18 protein-coding genes and 1 riboswitch are annotated in these 20,483 nt (G+C 68.7%); of the genes, 9 read left to right on the forward strand and 9 right to left on the reverse strand.

Features of this window, described 5'->3' with window-relative positions:
* Window positions 1-98 precede the first annotated feature (98 nt).
* The 6 genes from ABD768_RS13715 to ABD768_RS13740 all read left to right on the forward strand — a co-directional run bounded on the left by ABD768_RS13715 (window position 99) and on the right by ABD768_RS13740 (window position 6,839).
* On the forward strand, window positions 99-1,313 hold the full coding sequence (locus tag ABD768_RS13715; protein WP_343977339.1) for a PucR family transcriptional regulator: 1,215 nt from the start codon (window positions 99-101) through the stop codon (window positions 1,311-1,313).
* Between the two features lie 79 nt (window positions 1,314-1,392).
* Entirely contained in the window at window positions 1,393-2,583 is a 1,191-nt protein-coding gene (locus ABD768_RS13720) for an acyltransferase domain-containing protein (RefSeq protein WP_343977336.1), read from the forward strand.
* Window position 2,584: 1 nt separating this feature from the next.
* Window positions 2,585-3,583, forward strand: a complete 999-nt coding sequence (locus tag ABD768_RS13725; protein WP_343977333.1) for a beta-ketoacyl-ACP synthase III — start codon at window positions 2,585-2,587, stop codon at window positions 3,581-3,583.
* A 99-nt stretch (window positions 3,584-3,682) separates the two neighbouring features.
* On the forward strand, window positions 3,683-3,931 hold the full coding sequence (locus tag ABD768_RS13730; protein WP_270131318.1) for an acyl carrier protein: 249 nt from the start codon (window positions 3,683-3,685) through the stop codon (window positions 3,929-3,931).
* Window positions 3,932-4,069: 138 nt separating this feature from the next.
* Entirely contained in the window at window positions 4,070-5,305 is a 1,236-nt protein-coding gene (locus tag ABD768_RS13735) for a beta-ketoacyl-[acyl-carrier-protein] synthase family protein (protein ID WP_344840741.1), read from the forward strand.
* 109 nt (window positions 5,306-5,414) lie between these two features.
* Window positions 5,415-6,839, forward strand: a complete 1,425-nt coding sequence (locus tag ABD768_RS13740; RefSeq protein ID WP_343977324.1) for an acyl-CoA carboxylase subunit beta — start codon at window positions 5,415-5,417, stop codon at window positions 6,837-6,839.
* A 205-nt stretch (window positions 6,840-7,044) separates the two neighbouring features.
* On the opposite strand, the gene ABD768_RS13745 is transcribed toward ABD768_RS13740, so the two are convergent.
* Window positions 7,045-7,542 carry a DUF3145 domain-containing protein gene (locus tag ABD768_RS13745; RefSeq protein ID WP_343977321.1) on the reverse strand — a complete coding sequence of 166 codons (498 nt, stop codon included), beginning with the start codon at window positions 7,540-7,542 and terminating at the stop codon, window positions 7,045-7,047.
* A gap of 288 nt (window positions 7,543-7,830) precedes the next feature.
* Here ABD768_RS13745 and ABD768_RS13750 point away from each other — a divergent pair, with 288 nt between their 5' ends.
* The gene (locus ABD768_RS13750; protein ID WP_344840744.1) at window positions 7,831-8,412 is read left to right on the forward strand and encodes a dihydrofolate reductase family protein; all 582 of its coding nucleotides are present in this window, start codon (window positions 7,831-7,833) and stop codon (window positions 8,410-8,412) included.
* 18 nt (window positions 8,413-8,430) lie between these two features.
* On the opposite strand, the gene ABD768_RS13755 is transcribed toward ABD768_RS13750, so the two are convergent.
* The 4 genes from ABD768_RS13755 to ABD768_RS13770 are packed head-to-tail and all read right to left on the reverse strand — an operon-like array spanning window position 8,431 to window position 12,642.
* The gene (locus ABD768_RS13755) at window positions 8,431-9,444 is read right to left on the reverse strand and encodes a LacI family DNA-binding transcriptional regulator (protein ID WP_344840745.1); all 1,014 of its coding nucleotides are present in this window, start codon (window positions 9,442-9,444) and stop codon (window positions 8,431-8,433) included.
* Window positions 9,445-9,488: 44 nt separating this feature from the next.
* Window positions 9,489-10,337, reverse strand: coding sequence for a carbohydrate ABC transporter permease (locus ABD768_RS13760; protein WP_344840747.1), 849 nt, complete (start codon window positions 10,335-10,337; stop codon window positions 9,489-9,491).
* Window positions 10,334-11,362, reverse strand: coding sequence for a carbohydrate ABC transporter permease (locus tag ABD768_RS13765; RefSeq protein ID WP_344840750.1), 1,029 nt, complete (start codon window positions 11,360-11,362; stop codon window positions 10,334-10,336). The genes ABD768_RS13760 and ABD768_RS13765 overlap by 4 nt, the downstream gene beginning before the upstream one ends.
* The gene (locus tag ABD768_RS13770; RefSeq protein WP_344840751.1) at window positions 11,359-12,642 is read right to left on the reverse strand and encodes an ABC transporter substrate-binding protein; all 1,284 of its coding nucleotides are present in this window, start codon (window positions 12,640-12,642) and stop codon (window positions 11,359-11,361) included. The genes ABD768_RS13765 and ABD768_RS13770 overlap by 4 nt, the downstream gene beginning before the upstream one ends.
* Before the next feature lie 301 nt (window positions 12,643-12,943).
* Between ABD768_RS13770 and ABD768_RS13775 the strand changes: the two genes are divergently transcribed.
* Window positions 12,944-16,030 (forward strand): glycoside hydrolase family 9 protein, encoded by a 3,087-nt coding sequence (locus ABD768_RS13775; RefSeq protein WP_344840753.1) that lies wholly within the window; start codon window positions 12,944-12,946, stop codon window positions 16,028-16,030.
* Here ABD768_RS13775 and ABD768_RS13780 read toward each other — a convergent pair whose 3' ends face one another.
* From ABD768_RS13780 to ABD768_RS13790, 3 genes are read right to left on the reverse strand one after another with little or no spacing between them, the layout of a single operon-like run.
* Window positions 16,031-16,984: a VWA domain-containing protein gene (locus tag ABD768_RS13780; protein ID WP_344840755.1), complete on the reverse strand. Its 954-nt coding sequence runs from the start codon at window positions 16,982-16,984 to the stop codon at window positions 16,031-16,033. It abuts the gene before it with no gap.
* Window positions 16,984-17,973, reverse strand: a complete 990-nt coding sequence (locus ABD768_RS13785; protein ID WP_425552175.1) for a DUF58 domain-containing protein — start codon at window positions 17,971-17,973, stop codon at window positions 16,984-16,986. The genes ABD768_RS13780 and ABD768_RS13785 overlap by 1 nt, the downstream gene beginning before the upstream one ends.
* Before the next feature lie 4 nt (window positions 17,974-17,977).
* A complete protein-coding gene (locus ABD768_RS13790) occupies window positions 17,978-19,012 on the reverse strand; it encodes an AAA family ATPase (RefSeq protein WP_344840757.1) in 1,035 nt (344 codons plus the stop codon).
* 237 nt (window positions 19,013-19,249) lie between these two features.
* On the opposite strand from ABD768_RS13790, the gene ABD768_RS13795 reads away from it, so the two are divergent.
* Window positions 19,250-20,128, forward strand: a complete 879-nt coding sequence (locus ABD768_RS13795; protein WP_344840758.1) for a hypothetical protein — start codon at window positions 19,250-19,252, stop codon at window positions 20,126-20,128.
* Here the strand turns inward: ABD768_RS13795 and ABD768_RS13800 are convergent.
* Window positions 20,125-20,382, reverse strand: coding sequence for a CBU_0592 family membrane protein (locus tag ABD768_RS13800; protein WP_343977293.1), 258 nt, complete (start codon window positions 20,380-20,382; stop codon window positions 20,125-20,127). The two genes, ABD768_RS13795 and ABD768_RS13800, sit on opposite strands and share 4 nt — an antisense overlap.
* 20 nt (window positions 20,383-20,402) lie before the next feature.
* Window positions 20,403-20,473: riboswitch (guanidine-III (ykkC-III) riboswitch) on the reverse strand.
* Window positions 20,474-20,483: the final 10 nt, after the last annotated feature.

A 20,483-nucleotide genomic window follows, 5' to 3' on the forward strand; every position in this document is an offset into this window, starting at 1 on the left:
GGCGGGGCGGGCGGGGCGGGCGGGGCGACTCTGGCGGGGTGGGGCGGGGTGGCTGGTGGTTGGGGAGGGGGTAGGGGTGGGCTCTGTAGGGTCGGGGTGTGGGTGGGAAGCGGAGGATCAGTGCGCATGAGGCGCGGGCGCTTCGGTTGCAGGGGGCTACCGGGGCGCTGGCGACGGCTGCTATTGCGGCGATGGATGAGAAGTTGCCGTGGTTCAGCAAGCTGTCGGCGCAGGACCGGTCGTGGATCGGGCTGGTGGCGCAGTCCGGGATCACCGCCTTCGTCGACTGGTTCCGGGATCCTGAGGCGCACTCTTCGATGCCGACGCGGATGTTCGGGTCGGCGCCGCGGGAGTTCACCCGGGTCATCTCGTTGCATCAGACCGTCGACCTGCTCCGCACCACGATCGAGATGATCGAGCAGACGATCGGCGACCTGCTCCCGGCCGACGACGTACCGGCCGTCCGCGAGTCGATGCAGCGGTACGCCCGTGAGGTCGCCTTCGCCGCCGCCACCATCTACGCCCAGGCCGCCGAGATGCGCGGCGCCTGGGACGCCCGGCTCGAAGCGCTCGTCGTCGACTCGGTCATCCGCGGCGAGGCCGACGAGTCCGTACGATCCCGCGCCTCGGCCCTCGGCTGGACCGGCACCAGTACCACCGGCGGCACGTCGTCGGAGGTCGCCGTGGTCGTCGGACGAGCCCTCGAGGCCGAGTCCGGCAGCGCCAACGTCGCAGACGCAGTACGCCATGCCGCCCGCGAGGCAGGAGCCGACGCGCTGTGCGCGATGCAGGGCGACCGGCTGGTGGTGGTACTCGGTGGTACGAGCAAACCTGTCGAGATCGTACAAAAACTGGCGGGCTGGTTTGGACCCGGCCCGATCGTCGTGGGACCCGTTGTCAAGGACCTCATGTCAGCGGTCACCAGTGCCCGGGCTGCGGTCGCCGGCCTCCGCGCCGCACCCGCCTGGCCAGGTGCCCCGAGGCCGGTCCAGGCCGACGAACTGCTGCCCGAGCGATCGCTGTCCGGGGACGGTCATGCCCGCCGCCAACTCGCCTCGGACGTCTACGGCCCGCTCACAATGGGCGACGGAGTACTACTCGACACCGTTTCGACCTACCTGGACTCCGGTGGTTCCATCGAGGCGACGGCCCGGGCGATGTTCATCCACGCCAATACCGTCCGGTACAGGTTGAAGCGTGTGGGCGAACTCACTGGCTACTCGCCGTCGAATCCCCGAGACGCTTTCACGTTACGTGTCGCACTGACCCTCGGGCGCCTGCTCAACCCGGAGCCCGGATCGTCGTTTTTGTAGGAACCCTACAAAGTCCTGCGGGTAGAATTCGTGGCGCATTGTGCTCCGCGAACCGGCTGCCTCAGGGAGAGTTGTTCTCGTGCTCGTCATCGCTGCGCCCGGACAGGGCGCCCAGACCCCAGGATTCCTCGAGCCGTGGCTGGCCGACCCCGTCTTCGAGAACCGGCTGAACTGGCTGTCCGCGGTCGCCGGTCTCGACCTCGCCCACTACGGCACCAAGGCCGACGCCGACACGATCCGCGACACCGCGATCGCGCAGCCGCTGCTGGTCGCCGCCAGCATGCTGTCCGCGCTGGCGCTGTTCCCGCACCCGGGCGACTCGTTCGAGAAGATCGGCGCGCTGGCCGGCCACAGCGTCGGCGAGATCGCCGCCGCCGTCGGCGCCGGTGTGATCACCGGTGAGCAGGCGATGGTGCTGGTCCGCGAGCGCGGCAAGGCGATGGCCGCTGCCTCCGCCCTGACGCCGACCTCGATGACCGCGGTGCTCGGCGGTGACCGCGAGGAGATCCTCGCCAAGCTGGACAAGTACGGGCTGACCGCCGCCAACGACAACGGCCCCGGCCAGATCGTCGCCGCCGGTACGGTCGAGGAGCTGGCCGCCTTCCAGGCCGACCCGCCGGAGAAGACCCGGCTGATCCCGCTGTCCGTCGCGGGCGCCTTCCACACCAAGCACATGGAGCCGGCCGTCCAGACGCTGGCCGGTTACGCCCGCTCCATCACCACGCACGACCCGCGCACCCGGCTGATCTCGAACCGCGACGGCCAGATCGTGCACGACGGCCGCGACGTCCTGCGCCGGCTCGTGCAGCAGGTCAACGCGCCGGTCCGCTGGGACCTGTGCATGCAGACGATGGCCGACCTGCAGGTCACCGGCATCCTGGAGATGACCCCGGCCGGCACGCTGACCGGGATCGCCCGGCGCGCGCTCAAGGGGGTCGAGGTGTTCGCGCTGAAGACGCCGGACCAGCTCGACGACGCCCGCGCGTTCGTGGACAAGCACGGCAGCCCGTCGGAGATCAACGCGTCGCCGACGTGGCGGCTGCTGGTCGCGCCGATCAAGGGCACCTTCACCCGGGAGGGACAGGTCACCCGGGAGTCGGGCGACACCGTCGAGGCCGGTGAGGTGGTCGCCTTGGTGAAGAGCCTGCGTGACGAGGTCGAGGTCCGCGCGCCGCACGGCGGCAGCGTGGTCGAGTGGCTGGTCGAAGAAGGCGACCCCGTCGCCCCTGGACAGCCGCTCGTGCGGCTGCACCCGAGTGGAGTGAACTGACATGGGCGGACAGATCGCAGAGTCGACCGGAGCGGCGCACGCCGCAGTACTGGGCCTCGGCTCGTACCGGCCGCGCAGAGTGGTGCCGAACTCGGAGATCCTGGAGCAGATCGACTCCAGCGACGAGTGGATCCAGACCCGCTCCGGGATCAAGGAGCGCCGCTGGGCCTCCGAGGACGAGACCATCTTGATGATGTCGACGAACGCGGCCAAGGAGGCCCTCGCCGACTCCGGGATCGACCCGGCGCAGATCGGCTGTGTCATCACCGCGACCGTCACGCACCTGTACCAGACCCCCGCGATCGCGACCCAGATCGCCGTCGCGGTCGGCGCCCCGACGGCGGCCGCGTTCGACGTCTCGGCCGCCTGCGCCGGGTTCTGCTACGGCATCGCGATGGCCAGCGACCTGGTCCGCGGCGGCAGCGCGAAGTACGTGCTGGTGATCGGGGTCGAGCGGCTCAGCGACATCACCGACCGGACCGACCGAGGGACGGCGTTCATCTTCGCCGACGGCGCCGGCGCGGCCGTGGTCGGACCGTCCGACGAGGCGGGCATCGGCCCGGTCGTCTGGGGTTCGGACGGCACCCAGCACGAGGTGATCAGCCAGAAGGAGTCCTGGGTCGAGGCGCACGGCAGCTACCAGTGGCCGCACCTCACGATGGACGGCAACCCGGTGTTCCGCTGGGCGTCGTTTGAGATGGCCAAGACCGCGCAGCAGGCGCTCGACGTCGCCGGCGTCAAGCCCGAGGACCTCGACCTGTTCATCCCGCACCAGGCGAACATGCGGATCACCGACGCGATGCGGCGCACGCTGAAGCTGCCCGAGAGCGTCAAGGTCGCCCGCGACATCGAGCGGCAGGGCAACACCTCCGCCGCCTCGATCCCGCTCGCGATCGCGACGATGCGCGAGAACGGCGAGGCGAAGAGCGGGGACGTCGCCCTCATCATCGGCTTCGGCGCGGGACTCACGTTCGCCGCCCAGGTGATCCGGCTCCCGTAGTACGGGGGCGCGGTAGCCCATAGTTGTCCGGGGCGGCTCAGGTGGCCGATCCCGGCTCGCAGTACCTACAAAGCACGTATCCGAAAGGGAACCACACAGATGGCCAGCACCGAAGAGATCCGCTCCGACCTCGCCGAGATCGTCAACGAGATCGCCGGCATCCCGGTCGAGGACGTCCAGCTGGACAAGTCCTTCACCGACGACCTCGACGTCGACTCGCTCTCCATGGTCGAGGTGGTCGTCGCCGCCGAAGAGAAGTTCAGCGTCAAGATCCCCGACGACGAGGTCAAGAACCTGAAGACCGTCGGTGACGCCGTCGCGTTCATCGAGCGCGCGCAGAACGGCTGATCGAGACCCGTCTCGATCGTGCTGGCAGCCGTCGCGGGCTCACCGGATCTCAGCATCCGGTGAGCCGCTGCGGCAGCCCCAGCCGGTACGCCGTACCGGCCTCCCCCACCCGTTGATACGCCGAAGGATGAGGTAACCATGTCGAAGACCCGAGTCGTCATCACCGGGCTCGGAGCGACGACCCCGGTCGGGGGCGACGTCGCCAGCACCTGGGAGGCGCTGCTGGCCGGTAAGTCCGGCGCCAAGCTGCTCACCGCCGACTGGGTCGAGGAGCTGCCGGTCAAGATCGCCGCTCCGGCCGCTGTCGAACCCACCGAGATCATCGAACGGGTCAAGGCCCGCCGGCTGGACCGCAACGCGCAGTTCGCCGTCGTCGCCGCCCGCGAGGCCTGGGCCGACTCCGGCCTGGCCGACGTCGAGCTGGACAAGACCCGCCTCGGCGTGGCGATCGCCACCGGTATCGGCGGCCTGCTCACCACGCTGACCAACTACGACCTGCTGCAGAAGGGTCCGCGCCGGGTCTCCCCGCTGGCGATCCCGATGCTGATGCCGAACTCGGCCGCCGCGAACGTCGGCCTCGAGCTGGGCGCGCTGGCCGGCGTACAGACCCCGGTCTCCGCCTGCGCGTCGAGCAACGAGGCCATCTCGCTGGCCGCCGACCAGATCCGGCTCGGCCGCGCCGACATCGTCGTCGCCGGTGGCGCCGAGGGTTCGATCGCCGGCCTGCCGCTGGCCGCGTTCGGCCAGATGATGGCGCTGAGCAAGCGCAACGACGACCCCGAGCGCGCGTCGCGTCCGTGGGACGTCGACCGCGACGGCTTCCTGCTCGGTGAGGGCGCCGGCGTCCTGGTGCTGGAGAACTACGACCACGCGGTCGCCCGCGGCGCGAGGATCTACGCCGAGTTCGCCGGCGCCGGGATCACCGCCGACGGTCACGACATCGTGCAGCCCGACCCGACCGGTTCGGGCGCCGAGCGCGCGATGCTGCAGGCGCTGCGCGAGGGCGACCTGGCCACCGGCGACATCGTGCACATCAACGCGCACGCGACCTCGACCCCGGCCGGCGACGTCGCCGAGGCGATCGCGATCCGCAAGGCGCTCGGCAAGGTCGCCGACACCGCCGTGGCGACCGCGCCGAAGTCGATGATCGGCCACCTGCTCGGCGCCGCCGGAGCGGTCGAGTCGATCGCCACCGTGCTCGCCCTGCACCACCGGCTGGTACCGCCGACGATCAACCTGGACAAGGTCGACGACGGTGTCGAGCTCGACATCGCCACCGAGCCGCGCAAGCTCGGCGACGGGGACATCGCCGCGCTGAACAACTCCTTCGGCTTCGGCGGCCACAACGTCGCCCTGGCCTTCAAATCAATCTGATCCAGTGAATCAGGCTGGTGCAGTCAATCGGTCTGATCTGTGAGTGGGCCGGGGCCCCTGTCCCCGGCCCACTGATCAGTCCGCGCCTTTCCGACCCCGGGAGATGCCCATGACCACCGCACCTGTGAAGCCGGTCAAGCTGCCGCGCGAAGAGGACCCCCGCAATCCGGTCTCCCGGCTCACCGCGCTGTTCGACCCGGGCACGCTCGAACTGATCACCCCCGACAACCTGTCCGGCATGCTCGCCGCACGTGGCACGATCGCCGGCGCTCAGGTGATCGCCTTCTGCTCCGACGCCACCGTGATGGGTGGCGCGATGGGCGACGAGGGCTGCGAGGTCGTCGTACAGGCCTACAAGGTGGCACGCGAGGAGGAGCTGCCGATCATCGGGCTGTGGCACTCCGGTGGCGCGCGGCTGGCCGAGGGCGTGCTGTCGCTGCACGCGGTCGGCAAGATCTTCTACGAGATGACGCAGGCGTCAGGCAAGATCCCGCAGATCTCAGTCGTACTTGGCCCCGCGGCGGGTGGTGCGGCATACGGGCCGGCGCTGACCGACATCGTCATCCTCGGGCCGGAGGGACGGATCTTCGTCACCGGCCCGGACGTGGTCCGCTCGGTCACCGGCGAGGACGTCGACATGCTGCGGCTCGGTGGACCTGAGCCGCACGGGCGGCGGTCCGGCGTCGTGCACATCACCACCGACTCCGAAGCGGCCGCGATCGAGAAGGCGCGAAGCCTGGCGGATCTGTTCGCCAACCCCGGCTCGGTGGCGGATGAGGTTTCCGACACCGACTTGTCCGGCTTCCTGCCGGAGTCGGCCAAGCGTGCGTACGACGTCCACCCGCTGGTCGGCGGGGTGCTCGACGAGGAGTCCGGCGTCGAGCTGCATCAGCGGTGGGCGCCGAACATCGTCACGACGCTCGGGCGGCTTGGCGGTCGTACCGTCGGGGTGATCGCGAACAACCCGTTGCGGCTGGGCGGTTGTCTCGACGCGTTGTCGGCGGAGAAGGCTGCTCGCTTCGTGCGGATGTGCGACGCGTTCGGCGTGCCGATGGTGGTCCTGGTCGACGTACCTGGGTATCTGCCGGGTGTTGGGCAGGAGTGGGACGGCGTCGTACGCCGGGGCGCCAAGCTGCTGCATGCGTTCGCGGAGTCCGTCGTACCGCGGGTCACGCTGGTGACCCGCAAGACCTACGGTGGCGCGTACATCGCCATGAACGCGCGCTCACTCGGCGCGACCCGGGTGTTCGCCTGGCCGCGGGCCGAGGTTGCCGTCATGGGTGCTGTCGCGGCCATCCGGATCCTGCATCGGCGCCGGCTGGCCGAGGTCGAACCGGATCTGCGCCCGCAGGTCGAGGCCGAGCTGGCCGCCGAGCACGAGAAGATCGCCGGCGGTATCGAGCGTGCCCGTCAGATCGGCGTCGTCGACGAGATCGTCGAGCCGGTGCAGACACGCTCGGCCCTGGCTGCTGCAATCGCTGCCGCAGAGTCCGGCGGACGCGTTCGCGGGCGGCACGGGAACATTCCGCTGTAATACAAAAAGAAGGGCGCGGACCGTGAGGTCCGCGCCCTTTCACGTGGTGCGGCCGCTGTGTGTGACAACCGGGGGTGTCCCGACACCCGGTGGCCCAGCGGCCACTTCTTGGTCCCGATCAACGGGAAGCTTGTTCATAGCATCGTGCAAATCGCGCTGGTTGTCCTGCTCTCACGGGCTTTCTTCTGAACTTCTCAGGTTCCGCTCAGACCACCTGATGCAGCCAGCGCACGGGTGCGCCGTCACCGGCGTACCGGAACGGTTCGAGCTCGTCGTCCCAGGGGCGGCCGAGCAACCGCTCGACCTCCTCGGTCAGATCCGCCTCGCCGGTGGACGCCTTCAGCATCGCTGCCTTCAGCCGTTCCTCGGGCACCATGATGTCGCCGTGCACCCCGGTGGTCGCGTGGAAGACGCCGAGCGTCGGGGTGAAGGAGTACCGCTCGCCCTCGACTCCGTTGCTGGGCTCCTCGGTGACCTCGAAGCGCAGCTTCTGCCAGCCGCGCAGAGCCGAGGCCAGCTTCGCCGCCGTGCCGGCCTCGGCCTGCCACGACAGCTCTGCCCGGTACGTTCCCTGCGCCGCGGGCTGCGGCGTCCAGTCGAGTTTCACGGGCACGCCTAGTATGCCGCCCGCTGCCCACTCAACATGAGGGCACAACGCTGACGGCACGGTGTGGACGTATAAAACGCCACGAGTCGTCGCCACCGGGACCTCCTGTGTTCGAGCTGCGCCTTCCCCAGCGTTCTCGAACAACCACCGTCGATCCCGGACGGCGAGGTCCATACTGCACCACGCACCCCGCCAACACCAGCAACCTCGCCGTGTCAACTACATCACCGTCGTGTCGCAATCCAGAACCCTCCAGTCCGCAAACCGGGCTGTCCCCTGTCGTCGGAAAGTATTCGGCAGGCGCTGTCGATTCCCCTGCGAGCCGTTCGACCAAGGGACGAGCAGCTGCCCACCGGGCCGCCCGACGCAGTGAAGGAGAGCACCATGGCCGCGACCTACACCTTCGACATCTTCTCCAGCCTCGACGGCTTCGCCTCGTACGACGCCGCCGACTGGGGACCGTACTGGGGTAAGGCCGGCGACGAGTTCCTGGATCGCCGGCTGGCGCAGTACGCCGAGCAGCAGCGGATGGTCTTCGGCGCCAACACCTTCCGGCTGATGGAGCAGATGGTCGGCCTGAGCAAGATTCCGGCCGAGGCGCTCGACCCGGTGAACGCGGCCATGCGGAGCATGCCGACCACGGTGTTCTCCTCGACCCTCGACGGACCGTTCGACTGGCCGGACGTGACCGTTGTCAAGGGCAACGCGGTCGAGGTGGTCGCCCGGCTCAAGGAGGAGTCCGACGTGCCGTTGCGGTCACACGGCAGCCTGTCGCTGAACCGGGCGCTGATGGCCGCCGGCCTGGTCGACCGGGTGCAGATCACCGTGTTCCCGGTGATCGCCGGTCAGACCGGCGTGGAGCCGATCTTCCAGGGCGCGGCCGACTTCGACCTCGAACTGATCGAGAGCCACACCTTCGACGGCCGCACCCAGGAACTGATCTACCACCCCACCCTGCACGGCTGACGACAAACCTCCCAGAGCTCAGACCGACGAGCGGATCACCAACTGCGTCGGCAGGATCAGCGGGCTCGGTTGGTCGCCGGACATCAGCGCGAGCAGCATGCGGGCCATCTCACGGCCCAGCGCGTGGATCGGCTGGTTGACCGTGGTCAGCGGAGGCTCCGTGTGGCGAGCGCTGGTGATGTCGTTGAAGCCGACGATGGACACGTCGCCGGGGACGTCCCGGCCGGCCCGGGCCAGGACCCGGAGGGCACCGATCGCCATCTGGTCGGAGGCGATGAAGACAGCGTCCAGGTCGGGGGCCCGATCGAGCAGCTTGGTCATCGCGATGCTGCCGCCGTCTTCGCGGAACTCACCGTTCTCGACCAGCGTGTTGTCCAGGCCGGCGACGGCCAAGGCGTCTTGGAAGCCTTGCAGCCTGGCCATGCCGGCGCCCTCGTCGAGGCGGCCGGTGATGGTGGCGATCCGGCGGCGGCCGGCCGCGACCAGATGCTCGGTGGCGAGTCGGGCGCCACCGCGGTTGTCGGCGTCCACGTAGTACCGGGGTTCGAAGTTGAGCGGGCGGCCACCGAAGACGACTGGCACGGAGGCGTTGGCGGCCAGGGCGGCCAGGGGGTCGTCGCCGTGGAGGGACATGAGCATGACGCCGTCGGCTTGCCTGGTGCGGAGCAACTGCTCCAACCTCGCCTGGCCGCGGGAGGAGGTGGCGAGCGAGAGCATCAGTTCGAGCTCGGTCTCCTCCAGGACGGAGTTGACGCCGACGACCACCTCGGCGAAGAACGGGTCGGCGAACATGCCCGGGTCGTCGCCCGAGATCGCGAGCACGACCGAGCCCGCTTGCTGAGTCGCCAGCGCACGAGCCGTGGCGTTGGGCACGTAGCCGAGATCGTCGACGGCCCGGCGTACCGCCTCGCGTTTGGCGCGGCTGACGTGCGGCGCGTTGTTGATCACCCGGGACGCCGCCGATCGCGACACCCCGGCCCGCTCGGCGACCTCGTCGAGCGTGGGTTGCCGTCTGGGAGTCTCGGTCGTCACCTGGTCGTTCTCCTTCGTCTTGCCTGGTCCAGACTTTAACCCGGTCACGACCGTACGGCTCCGTCCATGATGCCGCCGATGATCTGGCGGCCGAAGAGGATGAACACCAGCAGCAGCGGGACCGTCGCGATCAGCGTGCCGGAGAACATCAGCGTGTAGTCGGTGTAGTACTGCGTGGCGAGCTGGCTGAGCGAGAACTGCACCGTCGGGTTGTCCGCCTCGAGGATCGCGAGCGGCCAGAGGAACTCGTTCCAGGTGCTCATGAAGGTGAACAACCCCAGTACTGCGGCGCCAGGGCGCAGCGCCGGCGACACCACTCGGACGAACAGCCCGAAGGTGCTGCAGCCGTCGAGCCGGGCGGCCTCGATGAGCTCGTCGGGTACTGCGCGTTCGGCGTACTGGCGCATCAGGAAGACACCGAAGGCGGAGACCAGGAACGGCACGATCACCGCCTGGAGCTGGTTCTGCCAGCCGAGCTTCACCATCACCATGTACAGCGGCACGATGCCCATCTGGACCGGCACCATCATCGTCGCGAGCACCGCGATCAGGAGTGTGTTGCGGCCCCTGAACCGCAGCTTGGCGAACGCGAAGCCGGCCAGCGACGAGAAGAAAACGACCGAGATGGTGACCGCGACCGAGGCGACCATCGAGTTGACCAGCCCGCGGGCGAAGTGGGCCTCCTCGGCGTTGAAGAGCCGGCCGACGTTGTCGCCGAGGTTGCCGCCCGGGAGCAGCGGCGGTGGCATCTGGCCGACGACGTCGTTGGAGCGGGTGGCGACGACGAACAGCCAGTAGAGCGGGAAGACCGACAGCACGAGGCTGACGAGCAGGGTGAGGTAGACGAGGGAGTTGCCTCGGGTACGCCGTCCCAGTAGGTACTGCCGTCTCATTGGGTACTACCGCCTCTCCAGCGCCTGGCGATCAGCGCGTTGGCGACGCCGGCGAGCACGGTCAGCAGGAAGATCGCCCACGCGATCGCCGATCCGTAGCCGTAGTCGAAGTTCTGGAAGCTCTGCTCGAACATGTACATCGCGATCGTCTGGAACTGGCGCAGACTGCCGCCGGAGATGTCGCCCTGGCCGAACAGCAGCGGCTCGGTGAACAACTGCATGCCGCCGATCGTCGACATCACCACGGTGAAGATCAGCGCCGGCCGGATCAGCGGCACGGTGATCGCCCGGAACTGCCGGATCGCGCCGGCCCCATCGATCTGGGCCGCTTCGTACAGGTCGCGCGGGATCGACTGGATGGCCGCCAGGTAGATCAACGCGTTGTACCCCGTCCACCGCCAGTTGACCATGCTCGCGACCGCGACCCACGACGACGCCTTGCTCGCCTGCCAGTCGATCGGCCCGATATCGACCAGCCCCAGCAGACCGTTGACCAACCCGGTGTCGCGTCCGTAGAGCTGCCCGAACACGATCGCCACCGCCGCCACGGAGGTGACGATCGGCGCCAGCACCCCCAGCCGGAACATCATCAACGCCCGGATCGGCCGGTTCAGCAACCCCGCGATCACCAACGCGAAACACAACTGCGGAACGGTCGACAACACGAACAATCCCAGCGTGTTCCCCATCGCGTTCCAGAAGTCCGGATCCCCCACCAGCCGCGAGTAGTTCCGCAGCCCCACGAACCCCGCGTCCCCGGTGAGATCCCAAGCCCGCAACGAAACCCATGCGGTGTAGACCAACGGAAACGCCCCGAAGAGCGCGAACAAGACAAAGAACGGAGTGATGAAGAAGTACGGCGACCCATGGAGGTCAAGGCGATTCCGCCAGGACGCCGCAGCCTCACCTCTCCCGGTAGCGCGCCGCACGCGCGCGTGCCCGGGCGGCAGCCCGCCCCCGCCGCCCGCCGCCTTGACGGCGGGCGGCGGGCTCTTACGCGGCGAGCGATTGACTGTTGCGCTCACTTCTCCACAGCCCGCTTGGCGTCCGACATCGCCTTCGTCCAGGCCTCGTCGGGCTGCAACTTGCCTTGCTCCACCGCGGTGAGGGCGTCGCCGATGCCGTCGCCGACCACCTGGTTGTCGGGGCCGAGGTAGACCGGCTTGAGCTCCTTCGCCGACTGGCCGAAGATCTTGCCGACCGGCGCCTTGTTGAAGTAGTCGTTGACCGCGCTGGAGACCGACGGGTCGTCGATGGCCTGAGGTGCCGAGGGGAAATTGTTCTTGGCCTTGAAGGCGCCGATCTGGCCGGCGGGGCTGGTCAGGAACTTGGTCAGCTCAGCGGCTTCCTTCGGGTGCTTGCTCTGGGCCGGTACGGCGAGGAACGACCCGCCGCGCACCGCGCCTTCACCGGGGACCCGGGCGACATCCCACTTGCCTGCGTTCTCCGGGCCCGCCTGGTCCTTGATGACGCCGAGCATCCACGCGGGGCACGGGATGGTGGCGAAGGTGCCCTTCTTGAAGCCCGCGTTCCACGCCGGGCTCCACATCTGCAGCTTGCCCGACAACCCGGCGCCGACCATCGCGACCGACTGGTCCCAAGCAGCCCGTACGCCGGGGTTGCTGTCCGCGATCAGTTTGTTCGAGCGATCGAAGTACGTCGTATCGCCCTGCTGCATGAGGATGTTCTGGTAGACGCCGCCGACGGTGTCGAAGTAGCTCGCGCCGGTGCCCGCGGCAACGAACTTCTTGCCGGTGGCCAGGTAGCCGTCCCACGTCGGCCACAACGCACCGACCTTCGCCCGATCCGTCGGCAACCCGGCCTTCGCGAACAGGTCCGTCCGGTAACACATGCCCTGAGCACCGATATCGGTCCCGAGACCGACGAGCTTCTTGCCGTCCGGCGTCAGCGCCTGCTGCCACTTCCAGTCCAGGAAGTTGCCCTTCAGCTCACCGGCGCCCTGGTCGAGCAGATTGACGAACTGATCGGGCTTGCCCATCAGCTTGATCAGGATGCCCTCCTCCAGCGCGACCACGTCGCCGGCGCCGCTACCGGCGGTCAGCCACTGCTGCAGCTTGGGCGTGTAGTCGGCGAGCTTGGCGATGTTGTCCTGCTTGACCTGGATGCCCGGGTGCGACGACTCGTAGGTCTTGATCAGGTCCTCGTAGCCGAACTGCCCGAAGGTCTTGATCGTCAGCGTGACCTTGCCGTCCGCCGCCTGCTCACCGCCACCGCAACCGGCCGCCAGCAGCGCCACGCTCGCGCCGATCGCAAGCCCTACGGCAAGCGCTTTCCTCTTCGCCATGATGGTGCCTTTCCGATTCCGTGCGACTGATTTTGGAAGCGCTCCCAGTGCGATGGACGCCGAGGCCACGGTGACGCCGCTGAGTCAGCGTCGGACAAAAACTGGGAGCGCTTCCGGCCGACCATAGGGCACCGGAGGCCAGTTGTGAAGGGCAGATTTCCCGCCTGTTTCAGTCTTGACACGCCCCGGAGGCGTCGGCACCATGCACAGGGACGCCGCTGACCCTTTGGCCAAAATCTGAAAGCGCTCCCAGCGCGATCCCTCCGGAGGCAGCTGCATGACCACACTCCGAAGGCGCTCAGTGACCACCCTGACCGCCTTCCTCCTCGTCCCAGCGACCCTTGTCCCGGCGACCCTGGCCGTCCAGGCCGCGGCGGCCGACGGCCCGCAGTACGAACGGATCCTGAACGGGAACTTCGACAGCGGCGTGAAGGCGCCGTGGTGGACCAGCGGGAACACCCCGTCGACCGTCACCGACGGGCGGCTGTGCGCCCAGGTCCCCGGCGGCACGGTGAACGTGTGGGACTCGATGATCGGGCAGGACGACGTCCCGGTGGAGAACGGCCAGCCCTACACGCTGCGCTTCGAGGCGTCGGCCAGCCTCGCGACCACCTTCCGCGCCGTCTTGCAGACCTCGTCCAAGCCGACGGCGACGGTGCTGAACAAGACGGTCAACGTCACCACCGGCACCCAGACCTTCACCTTCACCGGCACCTCGCCGACCACGTCCGAGCACACTCAGGTCAGCTTCCAGGCCGGCGGCGGCAGTACGCCGTACACGCTGTGCCTGGACAACATCTCGCTGGTCGGCGGTGTCGTACCACCTGGTGGGGTACGGGACTTCGGCTCTCCGGTCCGGGTCAACCAGCTCGGCTACCTGCAGAGTGGACCCAAGCGGGCCACCTATGTCACCGACGAGACCAGCCCGCTCGACTGGCGTCTGCTCGACGCTACGGACGCCGTCGTCGCCCATGGCAGAACCATGCCCTACGGTGCCGACGCGATGTCCGGAACCAGCGTCCAGCTGATCGACTTCAAGCGGTACGAGGGGTCCGGCGACGGTTACCGTCTCGCGGTCGGCGACCAGCTCAGCGAACCGTTTGCTATCGGCAACAACATCTACCAGTCGCTGTCGCAGGACGCGCTGGAGTACTTCTACAACAACCGCAGCGGCATCCCGATCGAGGCACAGTACGTCGGCGCGGAGCGCGCGCGGGCAGCCGGCCATCTCGGCGTCGCGCCCAACAAGGGCGACACCTCGGTTCCCTGCCTGCCGGGGACGTGCACGTACAGCCTCGACGTACGGGGTGGTTGGTATGACGCGGGCGACCACGGCAAGTACGTGGTGAACGGCGCGCTGGCGGCGTGGCAGCTGCTCGATCAGTACGAGCAGTCCGGTGACGTGACGCTGAAGATTCCTGAAGCAGGCAACACGATTCCCGACCTGCTCGACGAGGCGAAGTGGGAGATCGACTTCCTGCTCCGGATGCAGGCGCCGTCGGGTTTGGTGCATCACAAGATCCACGACGAGAAGTGGACCGGCCTCCCGCTCAGGCCGGATGCCGACCCGCAGCAGCGTTACCTCTATCCGGTGTCGACCGCGGCCACGCTGAACCTCGCGGCGGTGGGCGCCCGCTGTGCACGGGTCTATGCGCAGTGGGACAAGGCGCTGGCCGGCCGTTGCCTGACCGCGGCCGAGAAGGCGTGGAAGGCAGCGGTGCAGAACCCGGCGGTCTATGCGCCGGACGGCGGCGAAGGCGGCGGTGCGTACGACGACACCAAGGTGACCGACGAGTTCTCGTGGGCGGCGGCCGAGCTCCTCACCGCCACTGGTCAACAGTCCTACCGGAAGGCGATCACCACCCGCTTCGACGCTGCGGAGGGCTTCTCCTGGCGGGACACCGGTGGCCTGGCCGATCTCGCGCTCGCCAGAGTGCCAAGGGCCTTGCCCCGGGCGGAGTACAAAGCCGTGGTCGACCGGATCGCGCGGGCTGCGGGCGTGTACCTCGACGACCTGCATGCGCAGGGATACCCCAACCCGTATCTCCCGGCGGACGGCAAGTACGTCTGGGGATCGAACAGCGCTGTCGCCAACAACGCGATGATCATGGGGCTGGCCTACACGCTGACCGATCGGAGCAGGTACCTCGAAGGGGCGCTGGAGTCGCTGGACTATCTGCTCGGGCGGAACGCGATCAATCAGTCGTACGTGACGGGGTACGGCGAGCGGGACAGCCACAACCAGCATCACCGGTTCTGGGCGAAGTCGCTCGACCCGACGCTGCCGTCGCCTGCTCCTGGATCGCTGGCCGGTGGGCCGAACTCCGGCCTGCAGGATCCGGTGGCTCAGCGCGGGTTGCAGGGGTGTGCGCCGGCGACCTGCTATCTCGACAACATCGGTTCGTACTCGACCAACGAGGTCGCGGTGAACTGGAACTCGGCGCTGGCGTGGATCACGGCGTTCGCTGACCGTCAGTCGCATGAGCAACTGAACACTCAGGCGTCGCCGGCGAGTCGGATCGATCTGACGAGTGGGTTCTACGTCAATCCGGACTCGACGCCCAAGGCCTGGGTGGACAGTCATGGGAGTGACTCGAGGGCCGCGACGATCACCACGAACATCGCGAGCAAGCCGACGGCCAAGTGGTTCGGCCAGCCGCCTTCCGGTACGACGATCGGCGCGATGGTCGGTGGGTACGTCGGGGCGGCCGACAATGCGGACAAGTTGCCGGTACTGGTCGCGTACAACCTGCCTGGGCGGGATGCGTGTGGCGGGCTCTCCGGCGGCGGGGCAGGGTCGCCTGCGGCGTACCGGTCGTGGATCTCGGCGTTCGCGGACTCGATCGGTACTCGCCCGGCAGTGGTGGTGATCGAGCCGGACGCGTTGGGTGACTTCGAGTGCATGACGGCGGATCAGATTGCCGAGCGCAACGGGATGCTTGCCTTCGCCACGCAGCAGTTCCACGATCGGGCGCCGAACACGTGGGCGTATCTCGATGCGGGCAACGCCGGCTGGGTGCCGGCGGCAACGATGGCCTCGCGACTGCAAGACGCGGGGATCGCCAACGCACGCGGCTTCGCGGTGAACGTATCCAACTACTACACGACCAGCGCTTCGGTCACCTACGCCGACAACGTCCGCAGCAGCCTCGGTACGGCGACACCGTTCGTCATCGACACCAGCCGCAACGGCAACGGCTCGAACGGCGAGTGGTGCAATCCAGCCGGCCGCAAACTGGGCACCCCCGCCCAAACCGGCGGCGGCGCCGAAATGCTCCTCTGGGTGAAGGTCCCCGGCAATTCAGATGGTCCCTGCGGGATTGCTCCAAGCACCCCCGCAGGTCAGTTCGACCCCGACCTGGCAGTCCGTCTGATCAACGGCAGTTGATTACGGGAAGCGGGTGGCCAAGGCGATGCAGGCGCCGGCTGCCAGCAAGGTGAAGAGCATGGCGATGCCGGCGAAGCGGGAGGTGACCTCTTTGTCGACCTTGTCGTAGCCGACCGAGGAGCCGATGTCCTTGTACACGTCTTCGAGTTCGCCGGCGGATTCGGCCGTGTAGGCCTCTCCGCCGGTGATCTCGGCGACGCTGCGGAGCTCGGCGCGGTCCGGAGGGACGCGCTGGCGGATGCCGTCCATCTCGATGAAGCCTGAGTCGGTACCGAAGGTGATCGTGTAGACCGGCGTGTGCTTCGCCTTGGCGGCCTGCGCGCCTTCCTGGGCGGTCCGGCCGACAGTGCGCTTGCCGTCGGACAGCAACACAATGCGCGCCGGAGCGGGATCGTTCGGGTGCTCGGGATCAGCCGGTACCTGGGTAAGCGCCTGCAACGAGGTGAAGATCCCCTCGCCGGTGGCCGTCGACTCGGCCAGCTCCAGCCCGTCGATCGACCGCTGCACGGTGGCCCGGTCCGTCGTCGGCGGCACGATGATCGACGCGGTCCCCGCGAAGTTGACCACCGCCACGTTGAACTTGGCCGGCAACTGGCTGACGAAGTTCTTCGCCGACCGCTTCGCCGCCTCGAGCCGGTTCGGGTCGACGTCGGTCGCCATCATCGACAGCGACACGTCGATCGCGACGACGATGGTGGCCCGCTCGCGCGGCACCTTCACCTCGTCCTTCGGCTGCGCGAACGCGATGATGCACGACGCCGTCGCGAACAGCGCCAGGACGACCGCCAAGTGCCGGCGCCATTGCGGCCGGCGTGGTGCGACCCGGTCGAGCAGCGCGATGTTGGTGAACCGCAGCGCGTACTGCGCTCGCCGGTGCTGCAGGAAGATGTACCCGGCGACGACGACCGGGATGAAGAGCAGGAACCACAGTCTGGCCGGAGACAGGAACTCCATCAGCGAGCCACTCCCTTCGGCGGTTGGTGCAGGCGGGGCGCCATTCGCCGGTAGGCGAGGACGAACCGCACGGTGTCGGCGACCCAGTCTCGGTCGGTCCGCAGGACCAGGTGTCCGGCTCCTACCCTACGCAGGGCCGTCCTGGTTCGTTCCCGCTGCGCCAGCGCGGCGACGGCGAACTCCTCGCGCACCCGGCGCTTGCGGGTGTCGATCTCCCGGATCGCTCCGGTCTCCGGGTCGCCGATCATGACGACGCCGATGTTCGGCAGTTCGAGTTCGCGCGGGTCGACGATCTCGACCGCGAGCACCTGGTGCTGGGCGGTCAGCTTGCGCATCGACCGCTCCCAGGACGGCTCCATCCGGCTGTCGATCTCGCCGTCCTCGGGGGTGAGGAAGTCCGACACGATCACCCGGAGACCACGCTTGCGCTGGGTCCGGGCCATCGAGTCCAGGGCGCCGGCCAGGTCGCTGCGCGCCTGGTGCTCGCCGTGATCGGTCTCCGCGAGCAACGCCCGCAGCAGGCCGTACAGGGCGAGCCGCCCCGACCGGGCCGGCCAGCGGCGCAGGGTCGAGTCGCGCAGCATCAGCCCGCCGAAGCGGTCACCGAGCCGGTGGGTCAGGAAGCCGACGGTGGCGACCGCGGCCACGGCAAGCTCCCGCTTCTCCAGCTGCGACGTACCGAAGTCCATCGAGGCCGACAGGTCGACCATCGCCCAGGTCTCCAGCTCGCGGTCCGCGATCAGGTCGCGGACGTGCGGGACCGTGGTCCGGGCGGTGACCGCCCAGTCCATCCGGCGGACGTCGTCGCCGACCTGGTACTCGCGGGCCTCGGCCAGCTCGGTACCCGGGCCGGGCAGCAGACCGAGGTGTTCGCCGTGCAGGAACCCCTCGAGCCGCCGGACCACCGTGAGCTCGAGCCGGCGCAGCGCGCGCTCGGGCGCGAGCTGCGAGATCGTCATCGCAACCCGTGGGTCTGGTCGGTTGGCCATCTGGTTAGACGAACTCGGGGCGGCCGCTGCCGTCGCTGCCGTCGCGCCAGACCGGCTGCGGCGGTGGGACGGTGGCCAGGATCCGCTCGACCACCGCGCGCGGGTCGATGTTGTCGGCGACCGCGTCGAAGGTCAGGCCGAGCCGGTGGCCCATCACGTCGAGCGCGATCGTCTGGATGTCGCTGGGCAGCAAGTAGTCGCGGCCGTGGATCAGCGCCAGCGCCCGGCCGGCCGAGACCAGGCCGAGGGTCGCACGCGGGCTGACGCCGAGCTCGATGATCGGCTCGAGGTCGGGCAGATGGAAGTCGGACGGCGTGCGGGTCGCCATCACCAGGCGGACCGCGTACTCCGCGACCAGGTTGTGCACGAAGACCTGCTCGGCCGAGCGCTGCAGTTCCATGATCGTCTCGGGCTTGAGCACCTGGCGGGCCTGCGGCGGGTCGACGCTCATCCGGCGGAGGATCTCGAACTCCTCGTGCCCGCGCGGGTGCGGTACGTCGATCTTGACCAGGAACCGGTCCCGCTGTGCCTCGGGCAGCGGGTAGACGCCCTCGGACTCGATCGGGTTCTGGGTGGCGATCACGATGAACGGCTTCGGCATCGGGAAGGTCTGGCCGCCGATCGACACCTGCCGCTCGGCCATCAGCTCGAGCATCGCCGACTGCACCTTGGCCGGCGCCCGGTTGACCTCGTCGGCCAGGACGAAGTTCACGAAGGTCGGACCGAGCTCGATGTCGAACGCCTCGCGGGTCTGCCGGTAGATTCGGGTGCCGACGATGTCGGACGGGACCAGGTCGGGGGTGAACTGGATCCGGGCGAACGAACCACCGACCACCGACGCGAAGGTGCGGACCGCGAGCGTCTTGGCCACGCCGGGCACACCTTCGAGCAGGCAGTGACCCTTGGCGAGCAGCGACACCATCAGCGTCTCGACCATGTGATCCTGGCCGACGATCACCCGTTTGATCTCGCTGATCGCCTCGCTGACCAGGTGTGACTGCTGGGCCACCGACCCGGTCGGCACAGTGGTTTCGGTCATGCCTGTCCTTCCGGGGTCCGCGGTGGACCATGTCTGCGCACGGGAACTGCCGCCCATTCCATCAGATCGCCGACCCAGGGCACGCGCGCGCCCCGCCCTGCTCCCCTCCTATCCTGCCCAGCCGCTCAAATCCGAACACCCCGGTACGCCGGGCCGCGGCGCCCAACAGCACCCGGTACGCCGTACGCGGCGGGCGCGGGCGACATGGCTACCGGGGATGTGGTGGGATTGGAGGTGATGACCGCGACCGACTCCCAGACCGACACGGCGGCGCCGACCGAGCCTGAGGCTCCTGCCGAGGTGCCCGCCGAGGCTCCCGCGCGGGCCGTGCCGGACGCGTTGCCGCTGCTGCCGGAGGACCCGCCGCGCGTCGGCGACTTCTGGCTCCGCGGCCGCCTGGGCGCCAATGCGGCCGGTTATCTCTACATCGCCGCCGACGAGACCGGCCGTGGCGCGGTCGTCGCGATGATGACGGAGGGCTCCTCCGACGACGCGGCCGCCCGTGACCGGTTCATCACCGCCGTCGACGAGCTGCCCGACGGCGTCGTGCTCGGTCACAACGACGAAGACGACGAGGACGTCGCGCTCTGGGCGGCCATCGGACCGGTCCGTGAGTACGACGGCTCGAGCGCCGCCGACGACGAGCAGCTGATCGCGGAGCGCCGCGGCGAGGACATCCTGTCGGCGGTCCTGATGGACCGGATCCCGCCGATCGGCCGCGTCCGTGGACCGGACTTCCGCCACTACTGGGAGAACCGCCGCCGTCCGGGCCTGTTCCGCATCTGGCCGCTCCCCTGGCCGTCCGCATTGCGGCCGGCCTCCTGGCTCGCGGTCGCACTCTCGCTGCTGACCATGGCGGTACTGATGGCAGTGGCGATCCTGGTCGCCTGGCTGATGTTCCGGCACTCCCCCGAGCTGGAGCCCGACCCGCTCATTCCGCCGCCGACCAACACCTTCACGGTGACCGTCACCCCGACCACCCCGCCGCCCGGCTCGAACAGCACGGAGAGCCCGACCACGCCCGGCGCATCGCCGTCGGACACCGTCACGGTTCCCCCGCCGGGCTCGCCTACTTCGGGTTCCCCCGGCACCCCGGAGCCAGGCGACCGCTTCTAACTCACCGTGGTGGGCTTGGCGGTCCGGAGCAGGCTCACCAACCCGATCAGGCTGACGATCCCCCAGCTGCCTTCCAGCAGCAGGAAGCCCCAGGAGCTCTCGGCGGCCGCGATCACGGCCAGTACGGCCGAACCGATCAGGTTCAGCAGCTGGTAGGACAGGGTCTTCTGCTCGAGCCGACCCGCCTGCGCGGCCGCGAAGGCCACCAGCACGGTCAGGGCACCAACGATCTCGATCACATCGACGACATGCATGGACTCGGCCCCTCCAGGGACCGGCGTCGTCTTGTCGTGAACCGGGTACGGCGCCTTCTCGTCCGGAGGCCCGCCGGATCAGCGGGCCTCCGTCCACAGTA

Origin of the sequence: Kribbella ginsengisoli (genome assembly GCF_039537185.1) — a bacterium.
In the GTDB taxonomy this organism is placed as follows: domain Bacteria; phylum Actinomycetota; class Actinomycetes; order Propionibacteriales; family Kribbellaceae; genus Kribbella; species Kribbella koreensis.